Source organism: Ectopseudomonas composti, assembly GCF_900115475.1.
GTDB lineage: Bacteria > Pseudomonadota > Gammaproteobacteria > Pseudomonadales > Pseudomonadaceae > Aquipseudomonas > Aquipseudomonas composti.
In genome coordinates this window covers 239,202-257,036 of record NZ_FOWP01000007.1, presented here as the reverse complement: position 1 = coordinate 257,036, position 17,835 = coordinate 239,202, and the positions used below count along the sequence as shown (strand labels likewise).

The 17,835-nt window shown below is 63.5% G+C and carries 19 protein-coding genes; 13 read left to right on the top strand and 6 right to left on the bottom strand.

Annotated elements, in window-relative coordinates; genetic code table 11:
- The first annotated feature begins 17 nt into the window (after window positions 1-17).
- The 4 genes from flgM to ubiA all read left to right on the top strand — a co-directional run bounded on the left by flgM (window position 18) and on the right by ubiA (window position 2,502).
- The gene (gene flgM, locus BM059_RS15285; protein ID WP_036998744.1) at window positions 18-296 is read left to right on the top strand and encodes a flagellar biosynthesis anti-sigma factor FlgM; all 279 of its coding nucleotides are present in this window, start codon (window positions 18-20) and stop codon (window positions 294-296) included.
- Complete coding sequence (flgN, locus tag BM059_RS15280; protein WP_074939672.1) at window positions 293-739, top strand: flagellar export chaperone FlgN; 447 nt, start codon at window positions 293-295, stop codon at window positions 737-739. Before flgM ends, flgN begins: the two co-directional genes overlap by 4 nt.
- A gap of 154 nt (window positions 740-893) precedes the next feature.
- Entirely contained in the window at window positions 894-1,445 is a 552-nt protein-coding gene (locus tag BM059_RS15275) for a chorismate--pyruvate lyase family protein (RefSeq protein WP_074939670.1), read from the top strand.
- A gap of 166 nt (window positions 1,446-1,611) precedes the next feature.
- Window positions 1,612-2,502 (top strand): 4-hydroxybenzoate octaprenyltransferase, encoded by an 891-nt coding sequence (gene ubiA / locus BM059_RS15270; protein WP_074939669.1) that lies wholly within the window; start codon window positions 1,612-1,614, stop codon window positions 2,500-2,502.
- A 39-nt stretch (window positions 2,503-2,541) separates the two neighbouring features.
- Here ubiA and BM059_RS15265 read toward each other — a convergent pair whose 3' ends face one another.
- Window positions 2,542-2,919, bottom strand: coding sequence for a COG4315 family predicted lipoprotein (locus BM059_RS15265; protein ID WP_074939667.1), 378 nt, complete (start codon window positions 2,917-2,919; stop codon window positions 2,542-2,544).
- A 312-nt stretch (window positions 2,920-3,231) separates the two neighbouring features.
- Here BM059_RS15265 and phoB point away from each other — a divergent pair, with 312 nt between their 5' ends.
- The 8 genes from phoB to BM059_RS15225 all read left to right on the top strand — a co-directional run bounded on the left by phoB (window position 3,232) and on the right by BM059_RS15225 (window position 10,978).
- The gene (gene phoB / locus BM059_RS15260; RefSeq protein ID WP_024310067.1) at window positions 3,232-3,921 is read left to right on the top strand and encodes a phosphate regulon transcriptional regulator PhoB; all 690 of its coding nucleotides are present in this window, start codon (window positions 3,232-3,234) and stop codon (window positions 3,919-3,921) included.
- A 164-nt stretch (window positions 3,922-4,085) separates the two neighbouring features.
- A complete protein-coding gene (gene phoR / locus BM059_RS15255) occupies window positions 4,086-5,405 on the top strand; it encodes a phosphate regulon sensor histidine kinase PhoR (RefSeq protein ID WP_074939665.1) in 1,320 nt (439 codons plus the stop codon).
- A 62-nt stretch (window positions 5,406-5,467) separates the two neighbouring features.
- Window positions 5,468-6,808, top strand: a complete 1,341-nt coding sequence (locus tag BM059_RS15250) for a hemolysin family protein (RefSeq protein WP_036998752.1) — start codon at window positions 5,468-5,470, stop codon at window positions 6,806-6,808.
- Window positions 6,809-7,029: 221 nt separating this feature from the next.
- Entirely contained in the window at window positions 7,030-7,785 is a 756-nt protein-coding gene (locus BM059_RS15245) for an outer membrane beta-barrel protein (RefSeq protein ID WP_074939663.1), read from the top strand.
- Between the two features lie 203 nt (window positions 7,786-7,988).
- Window positions 7,989-9,137: an NAD(P)/FAD-dependent oxidoreductase gene (locus BM059_RS15240; RefSeq protein ID WP_074939660.1), complete on the top strand. Its 1,149-nt coding sequence runs from the start codon at window positions 7,989-7,991 to the stop codon at window positions 9,135-9,137.
- A 188-nt stretch (window positions 9,138-9,325) separates the two neighbouring features.
- On the top strand, window positions 9,326-9,598 hold the full coding sequence (locus BM059_RS15235; protein ID WP_003242571.1) for an HU family DNA-binding protein: 273 nt from the start codon (window positions 9,326-9,328) through the stop codon (window positions 9,596-9,598).
- 149 nt (window positions 9,599-9,747) lie between these two features.
- The gene (locus BM059_RS15230) at window positions 9,748-10,143 is read left to right on the top strand and encodes a helicase (protein ID WP_074939658.1); all 396 of its coding nucleotides are present in this window, start codon (window positions 9,748-9,750) and stop codon (window positions 10,141-10,143) included.
- An 82-nt stretch (window positions 10,144-10,225) separates the two neighbouring features.
- Window positions 10,226-10,978 (top strand): hypothetical protein, encoded by a 753-nt coding sequence (locus BM059_RS15225; protein ID WP_198528948.1) that lies wholly within the window; start codon window positions 10,226-10,228, stop codon window positions 10,976-10,978.
- A 29-nt stretch (window positions 10,979-11,007) separates the two neighbouring features.
- Here the strand turns inward: BM059_RS15225 and BM059_RS15220 are convergent, their stop codons facing one another.
- The 3 genes from BM059_RS15220 to BM059_RS15210 form a co-directional block, all read right to left on the bottom strand.
- Window positions 11,008-12,414 (bottom strand): aminoacyl-tRNA deacylase and HDOD domain-containing protein, encoded by a 1,407-nt coding sequence (locus BM059_RS15220; protein ID WP_036998758.1) that lies wholly within the window; start codon window positions 12,412-12,414, stop codon window positions 11,008-11,010.
- A gap of 91 nt (window positions 12,415-12,505) precedes the next feature.
- Window positions 12,506-14,581, bottom strand: coding sequence for an ATP-dependent DNA helicase RecG (gene recG, locus BM059_RS15215; protein ID WP_074939657.1), 2,076 nt, complete (start codon window positions 14,579-14,581; stop codon window positions 12,506-12,508).
- A gap of 8 nt (window positions 14,582-14,589) precedes the next feature.
- A complete protein-coding gene (locus BM059_RS15210) occupies window positions 14,590-15,519 on the bottom strand; it encodes a hydrogen peroxide-inducible genes activator (RefSeq protein ID WP_036998760.1) in 930 nt (309 codons plus the stop codon).
- A 204-nt stretch (window positions 15,520-15,723) separates the two neighbouring features.
- On the opposite strand from BM059_RS15210, the gene BM059_RS15205 reads away from it, so the two are divergent.
- Window positions 15,724-16,581, top strand: coding sequence for an NAD-dependent epimerase/dehydratase family protein (locus BM059_RS15205; RefSeq protein ID WP_074939653.1), 858 nt, complete (start codon window positions 15,724-15,726; stop codon window positions 16,579-16,581).
- Between the two features lie 17 nt (window positions 16,582-16,598).
- On the opposite strand, the gene BM059_RS15200 is transcribed toward BM059_RS15205, so the two are convergent.
- Window positions 16,599-17,330: a hypothetical protein gene (locus BM059_RS15200; protein WP_074939651.1), complete on the bottom strand. Its 732-nt coding sequence runs from the start codon at window positions 17,328-17,330 to the stop codon at window positions 16,599-16,601.
- 58 nt (window positions 17,331-17,388) lie between these two features.
- Complete coding sequence (locus BM059_RS15195) at window positions 17,389-17,769, bottom strand: RidA family protein (RefSeq protein ID WP_074939649.1); 381 nt, start codon at window positions 17,767-17,769, stop codon at window positions 17,389-17,391.
- Window positions 17,770-17,835: the final 66 nt, after the last annotated feature.

Genomic DNA, 17,835 nt, shown 5'->3' with positions numbered 1-17,835 from the left:
CGAGTTGGATTCGAATCATGGAAATCAGCCGGCATCTCAAGCCCAGTCTCAACCTGCCCAGCGATGCGCCGGCGCAGGTGCAGAGCGCCCGCCCGCAGCAAAGTGGCAATGCGCGCAGCAGTGCCAGCGAGGAACCACGCCTGGAGCAACTGCAAGACGCCCTGCGAAACCTGCCGGACGTTGACCTGGACAAGGTTGCCCAGCTCAAGGCCGCCCTCGCGCGCGGCGAACTGAACAGCGATCCGGCCGCGTTGGCCGGCAGCATGCTGACCTATCACAGCGGTAGCGATGCGTGACCACTGCGCGTGAGCAACAGTTGCTCCAGGTGGTCGAGCAGGATCTGCAGCAGGATTGCGCCGACTACCTCGCCCTGCGCGGGCTCATGCAGGAGCTGTATCAGCAGTTGCTCAAGCGTGACAGCCGGCAGATCGATCTGCTCAACGAGCAGATCCTGCCACTGGTCGACCAGGCCAAGGCCCGTGCGGAGCGCCGCAGTAAGGTGCTCGCGGCCTTTCAACTGGGCGGCGGCAACAGTGCCATGCAGAAGCTGCTGGGGCGTTATCCGCAGGCCCAGCGCAATCACCTCGCCCACACCTGGGACCAGCTCGGCCAATTGGCTGGCCAGTGCAAGCGCCTCAACGAGCGCAACGGCAAGCTGCTGGCCATGCATCACGAGATTCTGGAACAGCTGCTCGGCGAGCCGGGCTCGGCTCAGCTGTACGCACCTCAGCCGTATTGAGCGCTTTAGCCTGCGCCACCCTCATTGCTGGGCTGAAGTTCACCCTACGGTCTGAGTAGGTCGCCTGACCCACCTACAGTCCATGTCCCGGTCTCTAAGCGCCTGCCACGCCGTGTTAGACTCGCGCGCTTCCGATCTGTGGTGATTTCTCTCCGTGCCTCACGCTGCTCTCGCCCATCCGCCGCGCTGGCTGACCAATGTCCAATTGCATCCGCAGCCCTCTGCTGGAGTGCGCGACTGGTTGTTCAATGAGGATTCGCTTACCCGGCGCCTGACTGCGTTGTCGCATGACGGCTTCTCGGTTTCGCCGCTGCAGCAGGGCTGGCAGCGCCTGCGTGTTGACGAGTGTGCCCTGCTTGGCGTGGCCGATGGCAGTCAGGGTTGGGTGCGTGAGGTGTACCTGCGTGGTCATGGGCAACCCTGGGTATTTGCCCGTAGCGTCGCAGCGCGTAGCGTGCTGGAAGGCTCCGGCTTGAATCTGGCAGAGCTGGGCAGTCGCTCGCTGGGTGAACTGTTGTTCAGTGATCGCGCCTTCGATCGTGGCGAGCTGCAGGCCTGCCGCTATCCGGCTGCCTGGCTACCGGATGCGGTGCGCGAAGAGCGCCTGTGGGCACGACGCTCCTGCTTCAGTCGGGGTGCGCTCGGTGTATTGGTCGCCGAGGTGTTTCTGCCGGCATTCTGGCAAGCGGCCGGTATCGAGGCGTAGGGCAGGGTCGTGGCGCGTTGCCTTCAGCGATCCGCGTGATGGGTTGAAAGCATGGTCGTACCGCGCGCCTATAACGGTGGATGAAAAAAGCGTCGACCACGCGCCCCGATCCACTCAACGTCATCAACCCCCTTATAATCCGCGCAACCTGCACGGAGACGCCTTGATGTATACCCGCCTGCTGCAATCGACCACCCGCCTGCACCCGCGCGCCTGGGATTTCATTCAGTTGATGCGTCTGGACAAGCCCATCGGCATCTATCTGCTGCTGTGGCCGACCTTGTGGGCGCTGTGGGTGGCGGCCGAAGGCATTCCGAGCGCGAAAAATCTGTTCATTTTCGTCGTCGGTGTGATCCTGATGCGTGCTGCTGGCTGCGTGATCAATGATTACGCCGACCGCAACTTCGACGGCCACGTCAGTCGTACCAAGGCCCGGCCGCTGGCCAGCGGCAAGGTGAAAGCGCGCGAAGCGCTGGTGCTGTTCGCCGTGCTGGTGGCGCTGAGTTTCGTGCTGGTGCTGTTCACCAACGCCACCACCATCTGGCTGTCATTCGGCGGCTTGGCCCTGGCGGCCTGCTACCCCTTCATGAAGCGTTACACCTTCTACCCGCAGGTGGTGCTCGGTGCGGCGTTTTCCTGGGGCATGCCGATGGCCTTTACCGCCGAAACCGGCAGCCTGCCGCCGGAGGCCTGGTTGCTGTACATCGCCAACCTGCTGTGGACCGTGGCCTACGACACTTACTACGCCATGGCTGACCGCGAGGACGACCTGAAGATCGGGGTGAAGTCCACGGCTATCCTGTTCGGCGATGCCGACCGCCTGATCATCGCCACCCTGCAGGGCCTGGCGTTGCTCTGCCTGCTGCTGGCCGGCGCACGTTTCGAGTTGGGCCTGTACTTCCACCTCGGCCTGTTGGTGGCCACCGCCTGCTTCGCCTGGGAGTTTTACGTGACCCGTCGACGCGAGCCGCTGGTATGCTTCAACGCTTTCCTGCACAACCATTGGGCGGGCCTGGCGATCTTCCTCGGTCTGGTCGCCGACTACGCGCTGCGCTGAAAACAGCGCAGCGCCTGGAGCAATGCACAATCAGTAGGCTTATGGCTTGGCCACGTGCCAGACACCCATCTTGCCGTCGCCCGTTACCTCACCGGGCTGCTTGTCGTTGATGAAGGTGTACAAGGGCTTGCCGTCGTAGGCCCATTGCATGGAGCCATCGTCACGCTTGACCAGGCTCCATTCGCCTTCGGCCTTGGCACCGGCTTCGGCCATCAGCGGTGGCCAGTTCTGTGCGCACTGGCCCGTGCAATTGGACGCGCCAGCGGCGTCCTTGTCGTAGGTGTAGAGCACCATGCCTTTGGCATCCACCAGCATGCCGTCCTTCTCCATCGCCGGTTCGGCTGCCAGGCCTAAGAGGGGCCAGCTCAGCAAGGCACCGACAAGCAACGGAGCGAATCGAGGGGTAATTCTTTTCATTGTCTAACCTCTTCTCGGAACGAACAGGGAACGCCTGGCGGCAGCTGGATCACGGCTTGAGATCGCAGCGCTATCGAGTGGACAGAACCCCGAACGCCCATCCTGCTGCTGGGGTTCTGTGCCAGGCTCCAGGTCACCCCGGATTGGTGGTGACCTCACTGAGCTTAGACGAGGCCTTTAGCCGATTCGTTCGATGTACCGTCACGTCTGGGAGGGAACTTTGGCAGCGTCTAACATGGCCCTGTCATATCGTTGCAATAATTCCGTTATCTAATGCGGCGCAGACAGAGAACGAATAGAGGCTAAGGCCCCATGGTTGGCAAGAACATCCTGATCGTCGATGACGAAGCACCGATCCGCGAGATGATCGCGGTGGCCCTGGAGATGGCCGGTTATGAGTGCCTGGAAGCGGAGAATACCCAGCAGGCCCATGCCGTTATCGTCGACCGTAAACCTGACCTGATTCTGCTCGACTGGATGCTGCCCGGCACCAGCGGCATCGAGTTGGCTCGCCGCTTGAAACGTGACGAGCTGACCTCTGATATCCCGATCATCATGCTCACCGCCAAGGGCGAAGAGGACAACAAGATCCAGGGGCTGGAGGTCGGTGCTGACGACTACATCACCAAGCCTTTCTCGCCGCGAGAACTGGTGGCCCGTCTCAAGGCCGTGCTGCGCCGCGCTGGCCCCAGCGATGGTGAGGCACCGATAGAGGTGGGCGGCCTGTTGCTCGACCCCATCAGCCACCGCGTGACCATCGACGGCAAGCCGGCCGAGATGGGACCGACCGAATATCGCCTGCTGCAGTTCTTCATGACCCATCAGGAGCGCGCCTACACCCGTGGCCAGTTGCTCGATCAGGTCTGGGGCGGCAACGTCTACGTCGAGGAGCGCACCGTCGACGTGCATATCCGCCGCCTGCGCAAGGCGCTCGGTGATGCCTACGAAAACCTGGTACAAACCGTACGCGGGACTGGGTATCGTTTCTCCACCAAAGGTTGAGAAGCTGTTTACGATCTGCTGCGCGTCGGCCCTGCTGCGTTGAAAACAGGTTCGGAATGCTCATGTACAAAAGTACACTCCGCTTCCTCACCTGCTTTCGCCTTGCATGGCTCTAGCTCGCGAGATCGTAAAGCAGCTTCTACGGGTCCGCTCTTCTGACAAGGATGCGCTCCATCGTGAATCAAGACTGGCGTGGCGCCGTGGTGCGTCGGCTGTTGCTGTTGATCGGCGTCTGCCTGTTGCTTGGCTTCATCACCGGTGAATATGCCTGGGTGCTGGCCGGTGGCCTGGCCATTCACCTGGGCTGGACCCTCAGCCAACTGCTGCGTCTGCACAAGTGGCTGCGCGAGCACAAAACCGATGAGCCGCCGCCTGATGGCTATGGGCTGTGGGGCGAGGTATTCGACAGCATCTATCACCTGCAACGTCGCAACCAGAAAGCCCGTGGCCGCTTGCAGGCGGTGATCGACCGTGTGCAGGAGTCCACTGCCGCGCTCAAGGATGCGGTGGTGATGCTCGACAGCCAGGGCAACCTGGAATGGTGGAACCGCGCTGCGGAAACCCTGCTGGGCTTGAAGACGCCGCAGGACAGCGGCCAGCAACTGGCCAATCTGGTGCGTGACCCACGCTTCAAGGACTACTTCGAGCGTGGCAATTATGCTGATGCCCTGGAGATTCCTTCGCCAGCCAACGACCGCCGACGTCTGCAGTTCCACATCACTCGCTACGGCAACCGCGAGCACCTGCTGCTGGTGCGTGACGTCACTCGCCTGTATCAGCTAGAACAGATGCGCAAGGATTTCGTCGCCAACGTCTCCCACGAACTGCGCACGCCGCTGACGGTGATCGCCGGCTATCTGGAAACCCTGCTGGACAACGTCGAGGCGGTCAATCCGCGCTGGCTGCGCGCGTTGCAGCAGATGCAGCAACAGGGCGCGCGGATGCAGACCCTGCTCAATGACCTGCTGCTGTTGGCCAAGCTGGAAGCCACCGACTATCCCTCGGACAACCAGCCAGTGGCGCTCGACCTGATGCTGCTGTCGATCAAGAACGATGCCCAGGCGCTGTCCGGTGACCAGTTGCATCGCATCAGCCTGGAGGCCGACCCGCATCTCAAGCTCAAGGGCAGCGAGGCGGAGCTGCGCAGCGCCTTCTCCAACCTGGTGTTCAATGCGGTGAAGTACACCCCGGCCGGTGGTGACATTCGTATTCGCTGGTGGGGCGATGAGCAGGGCGCGCACCTGGCGGTCAGCGACACTGGCATGGGCATCGAGGCCAAGCACTTGCCCCGCCTGACCGAACGCTTCTATCGCGTCGACTCCAGCCGCGCCAGCAACACCGGTGGCACTGGCCTGGGCCTGGCTATCGTCAAGCACGTACTGTTGCGTCACCGCGGCAATCTGGAGATCAGCAGCGTTCCTGGCAAGGGCAGTACATTCACCTGTCATTTCGCTGCGGCGCAGGTGGTGCAGCGCGCGCGCTGAATGCTTGCATTCGCCGCGACGAAGCTCCAACCTCTAGCGATCATTGGCCAACCCGAACCTTCATGGACCCCTCCACGAGTCTCCCCGCTTCTGCCTACTTCGCCGATTTCGGCCTCATGCTGTTCGCCCTGTTCCTGGTTTTGCTCAATGGCTTCTTCGTCGCCGCGGAGTTCGCCATCGTGCGCCTGCGCGCGACCAAGGTCGATGCGCTGGCCGAGGCCCACGGCTGGCGTGGACACATCCTGCGTACCGTGCACAACCAGATGGATGCCTACCTGTCGGCCTGTCAGCTGGGTATCACCCTGGCTTCGCTGGGCCTTGGCTGGGTCGGTGAGCCTGCCTTCGCCGAGCTGCTGACGCCGCTGCTGGTGGCGGTTGGCGTGGAGTCACCCAAGCTGATTCATGGCATCGCCTTCTTCGCCGCGTTCTCGATCATTTCCTATCTACACATCGTCATCGGCGAGCTGGCGCCCAAGTCCTGGGCGATCCGCAAGCCCGAGTTGCTGTCGCTGTGGACGGCCGCGCCGTTGTACGCCTTCTACTGGCTGATGTACCCGGCGATCTTCGTGCTCAACGCCAGCGCCAACGCCATTTTGCGCATCGCCGGGCAAGGCGAGCCGGGGCCGCACCACGAGCACCACTACAGCCGTGAAGAGCTCAAGCTGATCCTGCATTCCAGTCGCGCCAGCAGCGACAATGACCAGGACTTGCGGGTGCTCGCCTCGGCGGTTGAACTGGGCGAACTGGAGGTAGTGGACTGGGCCAACTCGCGTGAGGACCTGGTTTTTCTGGAACTCAACGCCAGCCTGGATCAGGTGTTCACCACCTTCCGCCGGCACAAGTACAGCCGCTACCCGATCTTCGACGAGAGCAAGGGCGAGTTCGTCGGCGTGCTGCACATCAAGGACCTGCTGCTGCACCTATCGCTGCTGGAGATGCTGCCATCGGCGCTCAAGTTGGGGGATTTGATGCATCCGCTGGAGCGCGTCAGCCGGCATATGCCGCTATCGCAGCTGCTCGAGCAGTTCCGCCAGGGCGGCGCGCACTTCGCCCTGGTCGAGGAGGCCGACGGCAAGGTGATCGGCTACCTGACCATGGAAGATGTACTCGAAGCACTGGTCGGCGACATTCAGGACGAGCACCGCAAGGCCGAGCGCGGCATTCTCGCCTACCAGCCGGGCAAGTTGCTGGTGCGTGGCGACACGCCGCTGGCCAAGGTCGAGCGACTGCTGGGTGTCGACCTCGACCATATCGAGGCCGAGACCCTCGCCGGGTTGATCTACGAGACCCTCAAGCGCATGCCTGATGAAGAGGAAGTGCTGGAAACCGATGGCCTGCGCATCATCGTCAAGAAGATGAAGGGTCCCAAGGTGGTGCTGGCCAAGGTGGTCAAGCTGGACTGAGTCCGCAAGGCGCCAACCAAAGGTGCCTCTCTCGGCGAGAGGCCATAACGGGCTGTCCGTTCGGTCAATATTTCCCCCTCCGATCCAGGCCTGTTCAGGGCCTGTTCAGTTTCGAGACCACTCGTCAGGTTTGCCGAATGACTCCCTGCATCGCAAGTCTAGGTACTTGCGTCCCACCTCCCGGTGAGCGGCGTTATCCACTCATTGCCAAGGAAATCGTCATGCAGCTGTCCAGCATCACCCCCAAAGCAACACTCGCCCTGTGCCTGGCGGGCGCCTCGCAGGCCTATGCAGACTCGGTCACCGATCCAATCTCGACCTTCGGTGTCATCGCTTCGCACAACCAGTACAAGCTCACCGTGGACGATGAAAGCGACAAGGAGCGCCTCAACCAGGGCGGCCTGTTCTACCACTTCGGTAACAAGCTGACCGGGCAGGAGGGCTTCATCTACCAGGCCGGTATCGAAGGTCAGTACCGTGACAAGGACGACGTGGAATACAAGTCCGCGCGCGCCGACATCGACCTTGGTCTGCGTGCCGCGTTGAGCACCAACAACTACGTCGACGTGATCGTCGGTGGCGGCTACGACTGGGGTCGCATCAAGCAGGACGACATCGGCCCGTTCGACAGCAACGTCAAGCTGACCAGCAAATCTCCCTTCGCCAAGGCTGGCCTCGGTTACAACTACCTGACGCCGGACTACACCCTGCGCCTGGAAGTCGGTGCACGCTACTCGATCAACTCCGAGGCGCGCCTCAAGGTCAATGGCGAGAGCGACTCCGTGGACCTCAAGGACAAGGTCAACCCCTACGGCGAGCTGACCGTGCTGTGGAACAAGGGCATCAACAGCCTGCCGATCAGCACCAGCCTGTACTACACCCAGACTCGCTACGAGCTGGACAGCAACAGCGCGATTGCCGAGCGCAGCAAGCTCAAGCAGGAGCAGGTCGGCCTGCGCGTAGGCCTGGCGTTCTAGGGGCCCCATGGACCGCCTGGTATACCGGGCGGTCTGCCTTGATCCCCGCTCCTGACTCCCCCGCTCGCACCTTTCCCCAACCTCCGAATGGCTGACTGCACGCCATCTGGCCAGCGCTTGCCCGATCCAGTAGGGTGTCATCCCGCCATCTCGGGAGGCGGCCGCTGGGCCGTCGCGTCGTTTTCAATGTGAGGAAAGAGCGCATGAGTGCACCAGTCGTCATCGTCGGCACCGGTCTGGCCGGTTACAACCTGGCCAAGGAGTGGCGCAAGCTCGACACCCAGACGCCCTTGCTGCTGATCACCGCTGATGACGGTCGCTCCTACTCCAAGCCGATGCTGTCCACCGGCTTTGGCAAGAACAAGGATGCCGATGGCCTGGCGATGGCCGAGGCGGGCGCCATGGCCGAGCAGCTCAATGCGGAAATTCGCACCCATACCCGCATCACCGGTATCGACCCTGGTCACAAGCGTCTGTGGATCGGTGAGGAAGCCGTGCCATATCGGGATCTGGTACTGGCCTGGGGCGCCGAGCCGATTCGCGTGCCGGTCGAAGGTGATGCCCAGGATGCGCTGTTCCCGATCAATGATCTTGAAGATTACGCACGCTTTCGCAGCGCCGTGGCCGGCAAGCGCCGCGTACTGATCCTCGGCGCCGGTCTGATCGGCTGCGAGTTCGCCAACGACCTCAGTGCCGGTGGCTATGAGGTCGAGTTGCTGGCGCCTTGCGAGCAGGTGATGCCCGGTTTGCTGCATCCGGCGGCAGCGTCTGCCGTGCAAGCTGGCCTGGAAGGCCTGGGTGTGCGTTTCCATCTGGGCCCGGTGCTGGCCAGCCTCGATCACCAGGGTGATGCGCTACAGGCGTCACTCTCCGATGGCAGCCTGATCCCGTGCGATGCGGTGGTCTCGGCCGTCGGTCTGCGCCCGCGTATCGCGCTTGCCGCTGCGGCCGGGCTCGACGTCAACCGTGGGGTGATGGTCGACCGCCAACTGCGTACCTCGCACGCCAACATCTACGCCCTGGGCGACTGCGCCGAGGTCGACGGCCTCAACCTGCTTTATGTCATGCCGCTGATGGCCTGTGCTCGAGCGCTGGCCAAGACCCTGGCCGGCGAGCCCACTGCCGTCAGCTACGGGCCGATGCCGGTGACGGTGAAAACACCGGCGTGTCCGCTGGTGGTCTCGCCGCCACCCCGTGGCCGCGAAGGCGAGTGGACGGTAGAAGGCAGCGGTAGCGACATCAAGGTGCTCTGCCGCGAGGCTTACGGAGCACTGCTCGGTTATGCGCTGACCGGCGCCGCGGTGCAGGAGAAACTGGCACTGAACAAGGAATTACCAGCGCTGCTGGCATGATTGCCTGCCGTTCTGTCGGATACGCCACGAAATTGCCTGGTTAAAGTGGCGGACGAGACTGGCGCAGCGCGATGCAGCATGCCATTCTCCTTTGGGTCTGCCGCAGCGCAGAGCTGTTGCGGCGCCTTGGGCGCTGTTCTGGAAGGACAGCACGGACACAACAACAAAAAACCGTCAAAGAGGCATCTATGCGTAAACCGGAACTCGCCGCCGCCATCGCCGAAAAGGCTGATCTGACCAAGGATCAGGCCAATCGTGTACTCAACGCCGTACTAGAAGAAATCACCGGTGCACTGAACCGCAAGGACAGTGTGACCTTGGTTGGCTTCGGTACCTTCGTCCAGCGCCATCGCGGCGCCCGTACTGGTAAGAACCCGCAAACCGGTCAGCCGGTGAAGATCAAGGCCAGCAACACCGTCGCCTTCAAGCCGGGCAAGTCCCTGAAAGACGCGGTCAACTGAGCCCGTTACCCGGAGCCATTCGGCTCCGGGTTCTCCCTGCGCAGCGAGGCTGCGTCATGTCTGGTACGACCGTACTTTAGGCAGGCTGTAGTCCTCCAGAAAAACCACTACAATGCGCGGCCGTCATTTTCGATCACAAGGGCTCGTGCATGAAATTCCGTTTTCTTCTGTGGATGCTGGGCCGCCTGATGGCCAAGGCCAGTCGTGAAAACCCGGCGTTCCGTCAGCAGCTCGAAGGTCGCGATATGGTCTTCCAGTTGCACACCTTGGACGGCAAGGTTGCTCGCCATTTCATCGTGGCCGGCCAGCGCGTCAGCAGCAAGCGCGGTAACGCCAAGGAGCCCGCTTTCGCCATCGGTTTCAAAGATGCCGCCTATGGCTTCGCAACCATGACCGCGAAGAACAAGCAACTGGCCTTCATGCAGGGTATCCAGAACAAGGACATCCAGATCCAGGGCAACCCGGCGCTGGTCATGTGGTTCCAGGGGCTGACCAAATACCTGATGCCGAAGAAGAAGACCGAGGCGCCGAAAGAGGCTGCCTGATCGGCACTGATGTGCGTCGCGGCTGGCCGCGACGCTGCGCTTTGGTTAGGCTGCCAGGCACGTTCCTGTGGAAAGCCTGACCATGCGTGTTTTCCTGCTACCCCTGCTATTGCTGGCCGCTACCACTGCACGGGCCGAGCCAGCGCCTGCCAAAGCCCTGTTGCCACTGTTCGAACTCGCCGGTATCCATCTGTTGTGCGAGCAGAGCGCGCCGTTGGTCCAGCGTGGGCAAGCTGAGGCCGAACAGAAACGCCTCGCTCAGCTGTTCGCTGGCGAGGCGTTTTGTCTGGAACTGGCCAAGCGCGTTGGTGCCCGCTTCGATGCGGTGCAGGGCGAACAGGCCCGCGAGCGCCTCGATAGCCCGCTGGCGCAGCGTTTCACCGCTGCCGAGCGGGCGGTGGGCGAGCAGCCCGAAGGCTTGGCCGAGTACCGCCAGCGGCTGCAGGAACAGCCGCCACGAGGCGCGCGGCTGGAGCTGGTCAAGCGTCTCGATGCCGCCGCACACACCACCGAGCTGGCCAGCCTGCTGCGTTACGAGGTCGGCAAGACTCAGGCACTGCTGGCATTAAGAGCGCGGGGCGAGAATCTCAGTGAGGCCGAACTGCAGGCACAGACGCAGAAGCAGGCAGACGCCATTCGCCAATCCAGCGAGCAGGCGGTAGAGACCTTCATGTTCTATGCGTATCGGCAGATGCCCAGCGATCAGCTGGCCGAGTATGCGGCGCTGTACGAGCATCCCAGCGTCAGCCAACTGCTCAGCACCAGTCTCGATGTGCTGCCGCAGCTGTTCGCCGAGCGCCGCGAGCAACTGCGCAAAGCAGCAGGCAAGCCATAGGGGGCGCCCTACTTGCCCAAGACCGACGCTCAGTGCGTCGGCTGGAACTGGGCTGCCAGTTCGCGCAAGGCGACCTCGGCACTGAGCACCTTGCTCACCGCATCCTCGGCCTTTTCCCGGCTCAGGCCCAGGGCCTCGAACAGCTCATCAGGAATCTCGCTCTGCGGGCCGGCACCGATACCCTGGTTACGCAGCAGGCTGACCGCCAGGCACACCAGATTGGGGAAGGCGGCGCTGTCGCCGGCGTAGGACGGGTCATGCTGGAAGCGCAGGGCGCTGGACAGCTCTTCCGGCATATCCCAGTGGCGCATCAGCCAGGCACCTATCTGCTCGCGGGTGATGCCCAGCAGGTGTTGCTCGATATGACCGTGCGACAGGTGCGGGTTGACCTCCAGGTGGCGGCAGATCAGCGAGAAGTGCGGCGGGAACACGTGCGCCAGGACCAGGTAGCCGAAATTGTGCAGCAGACCGGCGAGGTAGGTCAGGCCGGCTTCAGGGCGCTGCGCACGCGGCATGGCACGGGTCAGGCCTTCGATCACCGCAGCGGTGTAGATTGCCTGTTGCCAGTAGGGCGTGGCGTGCTGCGGCTGATCCTTGGGCAGGCTCAGGGTCTTGCCCAAGGCCAGGCCGAGAGCCAGGTTGATCACCAGGTCGAAGCCCAGCACGCGGACGATGGCATCTTCCACCGAGCGGATCTTGCCGGGCGCGGCGTAGTAGGGCGAGGCGGCCCAGCTCACTACCTGCGCCGCCAGCGCGGGGTCGGTCTCGACCACACCGGTGATGTCATCCACGGTGGCGTTAGGGTCGACACGCAGCTTGATGATCTTCTGCGCGGTTTCCGGCAGCGGCGGAATCTCGATGGTTTCTTCCAGGCGCTGCTGGATGCGGCGCGCAGTGAAGGCCTGCACGGCCTGGGTGATCTCCGCGCGGTCATCGTGCGGGCGATCGAGGTTCGGTTTGATCGCGCTGACCGGTTCACCGAAGCGCGCCGCGCTGGCTTTGCTCAGCAATGCCTTGAAGGCGTCGGTGGGAATTTCCAGCAGCACGCCGGGCTGGCCTGAATCGATCAGCAGGCTGGGCACCTGCAGCAGGCGTTCTTCGTACAAGCAGGGCGAGCTGGTCAGCGGCGGCAGGCCGGGCAGGGCGGCCAGGTTGTGCTTGCCAAGCATGCGCTCCAGGCGCTCCGGTTTGACCGCGGTGAGCTGGCGCCCGGTCAACTCGGCCAGGCGCGACAGATCCAGCAATTGGCTGCGCGGGTAGAGCACCAGCAGGGCACCGACGGCGTCGTCCAGCAGCACGGCCTGCAGGCGTGCTTCGCTTGGCTGGCCCGGTCGCTCCGCGCGTACCTGGTAGGGTATGGCGAGTTTCTCCAGCAACTGCACGATCACAGCAGGGGGTTGCGGAGTTGGATTGGCGGCGAGGGCTGCTTCAGTCATATCGGTATCCAGCGTTGGCGCATGTGCCCCGGAGTATAACCAGCGAGGATTTGCGCAAAGGTTCGTGGCGACGGTTGTCTTGTGAACAGGTTCACACTTGACCGTATTGCTGGCCGTGACGCAACCAGCGTTCCAACAATGGAGCCACATGTTGCGGCCAATGTTCCAGAAGGGCTTGCGCGGCATCACGCACGGCAGGCAGCAGGTCGGCATCGCGCATCAGGTCGGCGACCTTGAACTGCAGCAGGCCGGTCTGCCGAGTGCCGAGCATTTCGCCGGGGCCACGCAGTTCCAGGTCCTTCTCGGCGATGATGAAACCATCGGTGGTCTCACGCATGATCGCCAGGCGCTCGCGCCCCAGTTGTGACAGGGGGGCATGGTAGAGCAAGACGCAGTGGCTGGCGGCGCTGCCGCGCCCCACTCGGCCGCGCAATTGGTGCAACTGGGCCAGGCCCAGGCGTTCGGGGTTCTCGATGATCATCAGGCTGGCGTTGGGCACGTCGACGCCGACTTCGATCACCGTGGTAGCCACCAGCAACTGCAGCTTGCCCTGCTTGAACTCGTCCATCACCGCGGCTTTTTCGGCCGGTTTCATGCGCCCGTGGATCAGCCCGACACGCAGCTCGCCCAATGCCGCGGAAAGCTCCTCGAAGCTGGTTTCAGCAGCCTGGCAGGTGAGTTCTTCGGACTCTTCGATCAGCGTGCACACCCAGTAGGCCTGGCGTCCCTGCTGGCAGGCATTGCGTACGCGCTCGACTACCTCGATGCGGCGGCTGTCGGCGATCACCAGGGTGTTGACCGGTGTCCGCCCTGGCGGCAGTTCGTCGAGGATCGAGGTGTCCAGGTCGGCGTAGGCGCTCATCGCTAGGGTGCGTGGGATAGGCGTGGCGGTCATGATCAGCTGGTGTGGGCAAAGACGACCGTCGATGCCCTTCTGGCGCAGCGCCAAGCGTTGCTGCACACCGAAGCGGTGCTGCTCGTCGATGATCACCAGGGCCAGGCGCTTGAACTTCACTTCGTCCTGGAACAGGGCGTGGGTGCCGACCACCATCGGACAGCCGGCGGCGATCTGTTCCAGCGCGGTGGCGCGGGCCTTGCCCTTGAGCTTGCCGGCCAGCCAGGCGACGTCCAGACCAAGCGGTGCCAGCCATTTGCTGAAGTTGAGAAAGTGCTGCTCGGCGAGGATCTCGGTGGGCGCCATCAGCGCCACCTGATAGCCGGCCTCCAGCGCCTGCAATGCAGCCAGGGCGGCGACCACCGTCTTGCCGGCACCGACGTCGCCCTGTACCAGACGCAGCATGGGTTCACTCTGCGTGAGGTCGTAGGCGATCTCGGCACCCACGCGCTGCTGCGCACCAGTCGGGGCGAAGCCAAGATTCTGCAGGTACTTCTGCGGCAGCTTCTTCGCTGGCGGCAGAGCCGGTGCCTGCTGCGCGCGCACCTGTTCGCGCAGGCGTTGCAGGGATAGCTGGTGCGTCAGCAACTCTTCGAAGGCCAGGCGGTGCTGAGCCCAATGGCGACCCTCGGCGAGCTCCTCGACATCGGCGTCCGGTGGTGGCCGGTGCAGATAGCGGATGGCCTCGTCCAGCGGCGCCAAGTGATAGTCACGGGCCAGCTCATCGGGTAGCCAGTCCGGCAGGCTACGCGGGCCCAGGCGTGCCAGCGCCTGCTGGCTGAGCTGGCGCAAGCGCTGCTGGGTCAGGCCTTCGGTGGTCGGGTAGATGGGCGTCAGGCTCTGCTCCACCGGGGCCGGTTCGTCGCCGCTCTGCGCGCGGTACTCCGGGTGGTAGATTTCCAGGCCGGTGGCGCCGGGACGTACTTCGCCGTAGCAGCGCAGGGCGGTGCCACGTTTCATGCCGTCCTTCTGTGCCTGGCTGAAGTGGAAGAAGCGCAGGCTCAGGGTGCCACTGCCGTCCTGCAGGCGGACCAGCAGGCTACGGCGACGGCCCATGACCACGTCGGCACCGGCGACAATGCCTTCGACCACCGCATCCTGCCCCGGGCGCAGGGCGCCGATGGGGGTGATGCGGGTGCGATCCTGATAGCGCAACGGCAGGTGGAACAGCACATCCTGCAGGTTTTCCAGGCCGACCTTGGCCAGTTTCTCCGCCAGCGCGGCGCCCACGCCTTTCAGCGCCGTGACGGAAACCGCTGACAGTTCACTCACCTCAGACCTCAGGCGCTCTTGGTCTGCGGGCTGCGGGCGACCGAGCAGAGGCGGATGGAGTCGGCCAGCACTTCGATGGCGTTGGGCCGCGGGAAACTGGCGCGCCAGGCGATGGCCACGGTACGGAACGGCACTGGTGCACTGAGCGGACGGACTTCGATCACGCCGGGCGCATAGTGGTGGCTGTCGACTGCCGAGAACGGCAGGATCGACACGCCGAGACCAGAGGCGACCATGTGGCGGATGGTCTCCAGCGAGCTGGACTCCACCGTGGTGTGCTTGCCGTGGTCATCGCCACCCTTGCGCAGGGTCGGGCAGGCTTCCAGCACCTGATCGCGGAAGCAGTGGCCCTCGCCGAGCAGCAGCAGGCTCTTGTCGTTGAGCAGCTTGGTGTCGATGGTGTCCATCGCCGCCCAGGGGTGGCCGGTTGGCAGCAGCGCGTAGAAGGGCTCGTCGTACAGCGGTTTGGTCAGGACATCGGCTTCCTGGAACGGCAGGGCGATGATGATGGCGTCCAGCTCACCGGTGCGCAGCTTGTCACGCAGGATGTGGGTGAAGTTTTCCTCGATGTACAGCGGCATGTCCGGTGCGACCCGGTGCAACTGCGGAATCAGGTGCGGGAACAGATAGGGGCCAACGGTGTAGATGGCGCCGATCTTCAGCGGCGCGGCCAGTTGGTTTTTGCCAGCCTGAGCCAGTTCGCGAATGCCCTGGGCCTGCTCCAGCACCTTCTGCGCCTGAGTGACGATGCCCTCACCGACTGGCGTCAGGCGCACAGCGCTCTTGCTGCGCTCGAAGATCAGCACGCCAAGCTCGTCTTCCAGCTTCTTCACGCCAACCGACAGGGTCGGCTGGCTGACGTGGCAACGCTCGGCGGCACGGCCGAAATGCTGTTCCTGAGCGAGGGTGACGATGTACCGCAGTTCGGTGAGGGTCATAGTGTTTATCCATTAAGTTGCCGCCAAGCATAGCCTTTGCAATCAGATGAACCAACCGCGCTAATAGACTGTTGCAAAACTATCTCGACTTTGGCGTCTGCGCCGCCCTGCCTCCAGCACTCATGCAGTCCGCTGAATGCTTCAGCCGATGCTTTCAAACGGGCTGTTACACTGCGCTGTCGCATAGAAGTCATGGAGAAAAGCATGTCGAGCTGCAACAGCCTGCTGATTGCCGGGTGCGGGGACGTCGGTACCCGTCTTGGCCTGCGTATGGCCGAACAGGGCTGGCGCGTGCTGGGCATGCGCCGCAACGTGGCCGCGCTGCCGGCCGCCATCGAGCCGCTGGCCGGTGACCTGCACGCTGATCAATGCCCAGCGGATTGGCCGCAGGGGGCGCTTGAGTATCTGGTGTACTGCGCAGCCGCCACCCAGCACGACGAGGCCGGCTACCGTGCTGCCTATGTCGACGGGTTGCGCCGTGTGCTGAGCTGGCTGGCTGAACATGGCCAGCGCCCGCGACGCATCCTCTTCGCCTCCAGCAGCGGGGTGTACGGGCAGCAGGAGGGCGAGTGGATCGATGAGGATTCTCCGGCCGAAGCCCAGAGCTTTTCTGCGGTGATCATGCGTGAAGCCGAACGTGTCGCGCTCGACAGTGGCCTGCCTTCGACCACGGTGCGTTTGACCGGTCTCTATGGTCCCGGCCGGGAATGGTTGCTGAGCCAGGTGCGCGGAGGCTACCGCGTCAGTGAAACACCGCCGCTGTATGGCAACCGCATTCATGTCGACGATGCAGCAGGACTGCTCGCCACGTTGCTGCAGGCCGACGCTGCGGGCGTGCCTTTGGCCGATTGCTACCTGGGCGTCGACAACGAGCCGGCGCCGCTGCACGACGTGGTGGGCTGGTTGCGCGAGCAACTGGGCGTTAGCCACTGGAGCGACGAGCAGCGCGTGCGCCGCGCCGGCAGCAAGCGCTGCAGCAATGCCCGCGCCCGTGCGCTGGGTTGGGCGCCGCAGTACCCCAGCTATCGCGAGGGCTATGCGGCGATCTTGCGGGACAAATAGAGCCAGGCCAGCGTTGATCAGCGGCGCTTGAGCAACCAGCGCTGCGGGCCCGGCTGGTACTCGGGCATCTCATCGAATTGGGCGCGGTTGTGCGCTTCGAAGATCCGCAGCTGATTGCCTTCGTGGACGAATAGCCAGGGGCTGCCCTGATCGCCGGCTTGCAACCAGAGGCTGTCGTGTTCACCGCTCATGGCTGCGCAATCGCCCGCCAGGCACAGGGCGAAGCGTTCGGCGCCTGGCAATCCCTGCACCTGGCCGTCGCTGTTGAAGCGCACCAGGCCGCCCTGGCCGAGGCCTTCCTCGATCAGCCAGTCGCCGCCCAGATAGTCGCGATACAGCGCCTGTTCGAAGCTGCTGCCCAGTGGTCTGGGCTCGCCGGAGCTGTCGACCCGGGTGAAATGCTGCTCGGGCCAGTAGTCGCTGGCGATCTGTACCAGTTCGCCACTCTGCACACCCAGTTGTTCCTTGTAGTCACCGTAGAAGGTCACCTGCCAACGGCCTTCTCCGGCGCTTTGCAGCTTGCCTTCGGCCAGCTCGAAGCCATTGCTGTAGCTGGCCTCCTGGCGGTCGGGAGCGATATGCCATTCGAGGTTGGGGCCGTAGGCGAGCAGGGCTTCGCGCAGGCGGCCACTTTCGCGGGCGGCGTCGATGGCGGCCTGGTTGATCCAGGTTCCACTCGGGTCGTTGTTCGGCTTACTGGCGCAGCCGGCCAGCAGGGCACTGCAGAGCAGCAGGGGAAGCAGACGCATGGTGATCTCCATGCCGTGGAAGGGAGAGCGGGGCGTCACACCCCGCCCGAAGAACGACTTATTCGATGACCAGAATCGCGTCCATTTCCACCTGCGAACCACGCGGCAGAGCGGCAACGCCGATGGCGGCGCGAGCCGGGTAGGGCTGTTCGAAGTAGCGACCCATGATCTCGTTGACCTTGGCGAAGTGCGAGAGGTCGGTGAGGAAGATGTTGAGCTTGACGATGTCCTTGAACGAGCCGCCTGCAGCTTCTGCAACGGCCTTGAGGTTCTCGAACACCTGTGCGGTCTGTGCTTCGAAGCCTTCGACCAGCTCCATGCTTACCGGGTCCAGCGGGATCTGACCGGACATGTAGACGGTGTTGCCGGCCTTGATCGCCTGGGAGTAGGTGCCGATGGCGGCGGGGGCCTTGTCGCTGGTGATGACGGTCTTGCTCATGAATCGCTCCTTGTGAGAACTGGCTGGGTCGAGCACCCAGCCTACAGACTGGAAATAGGGGGATTG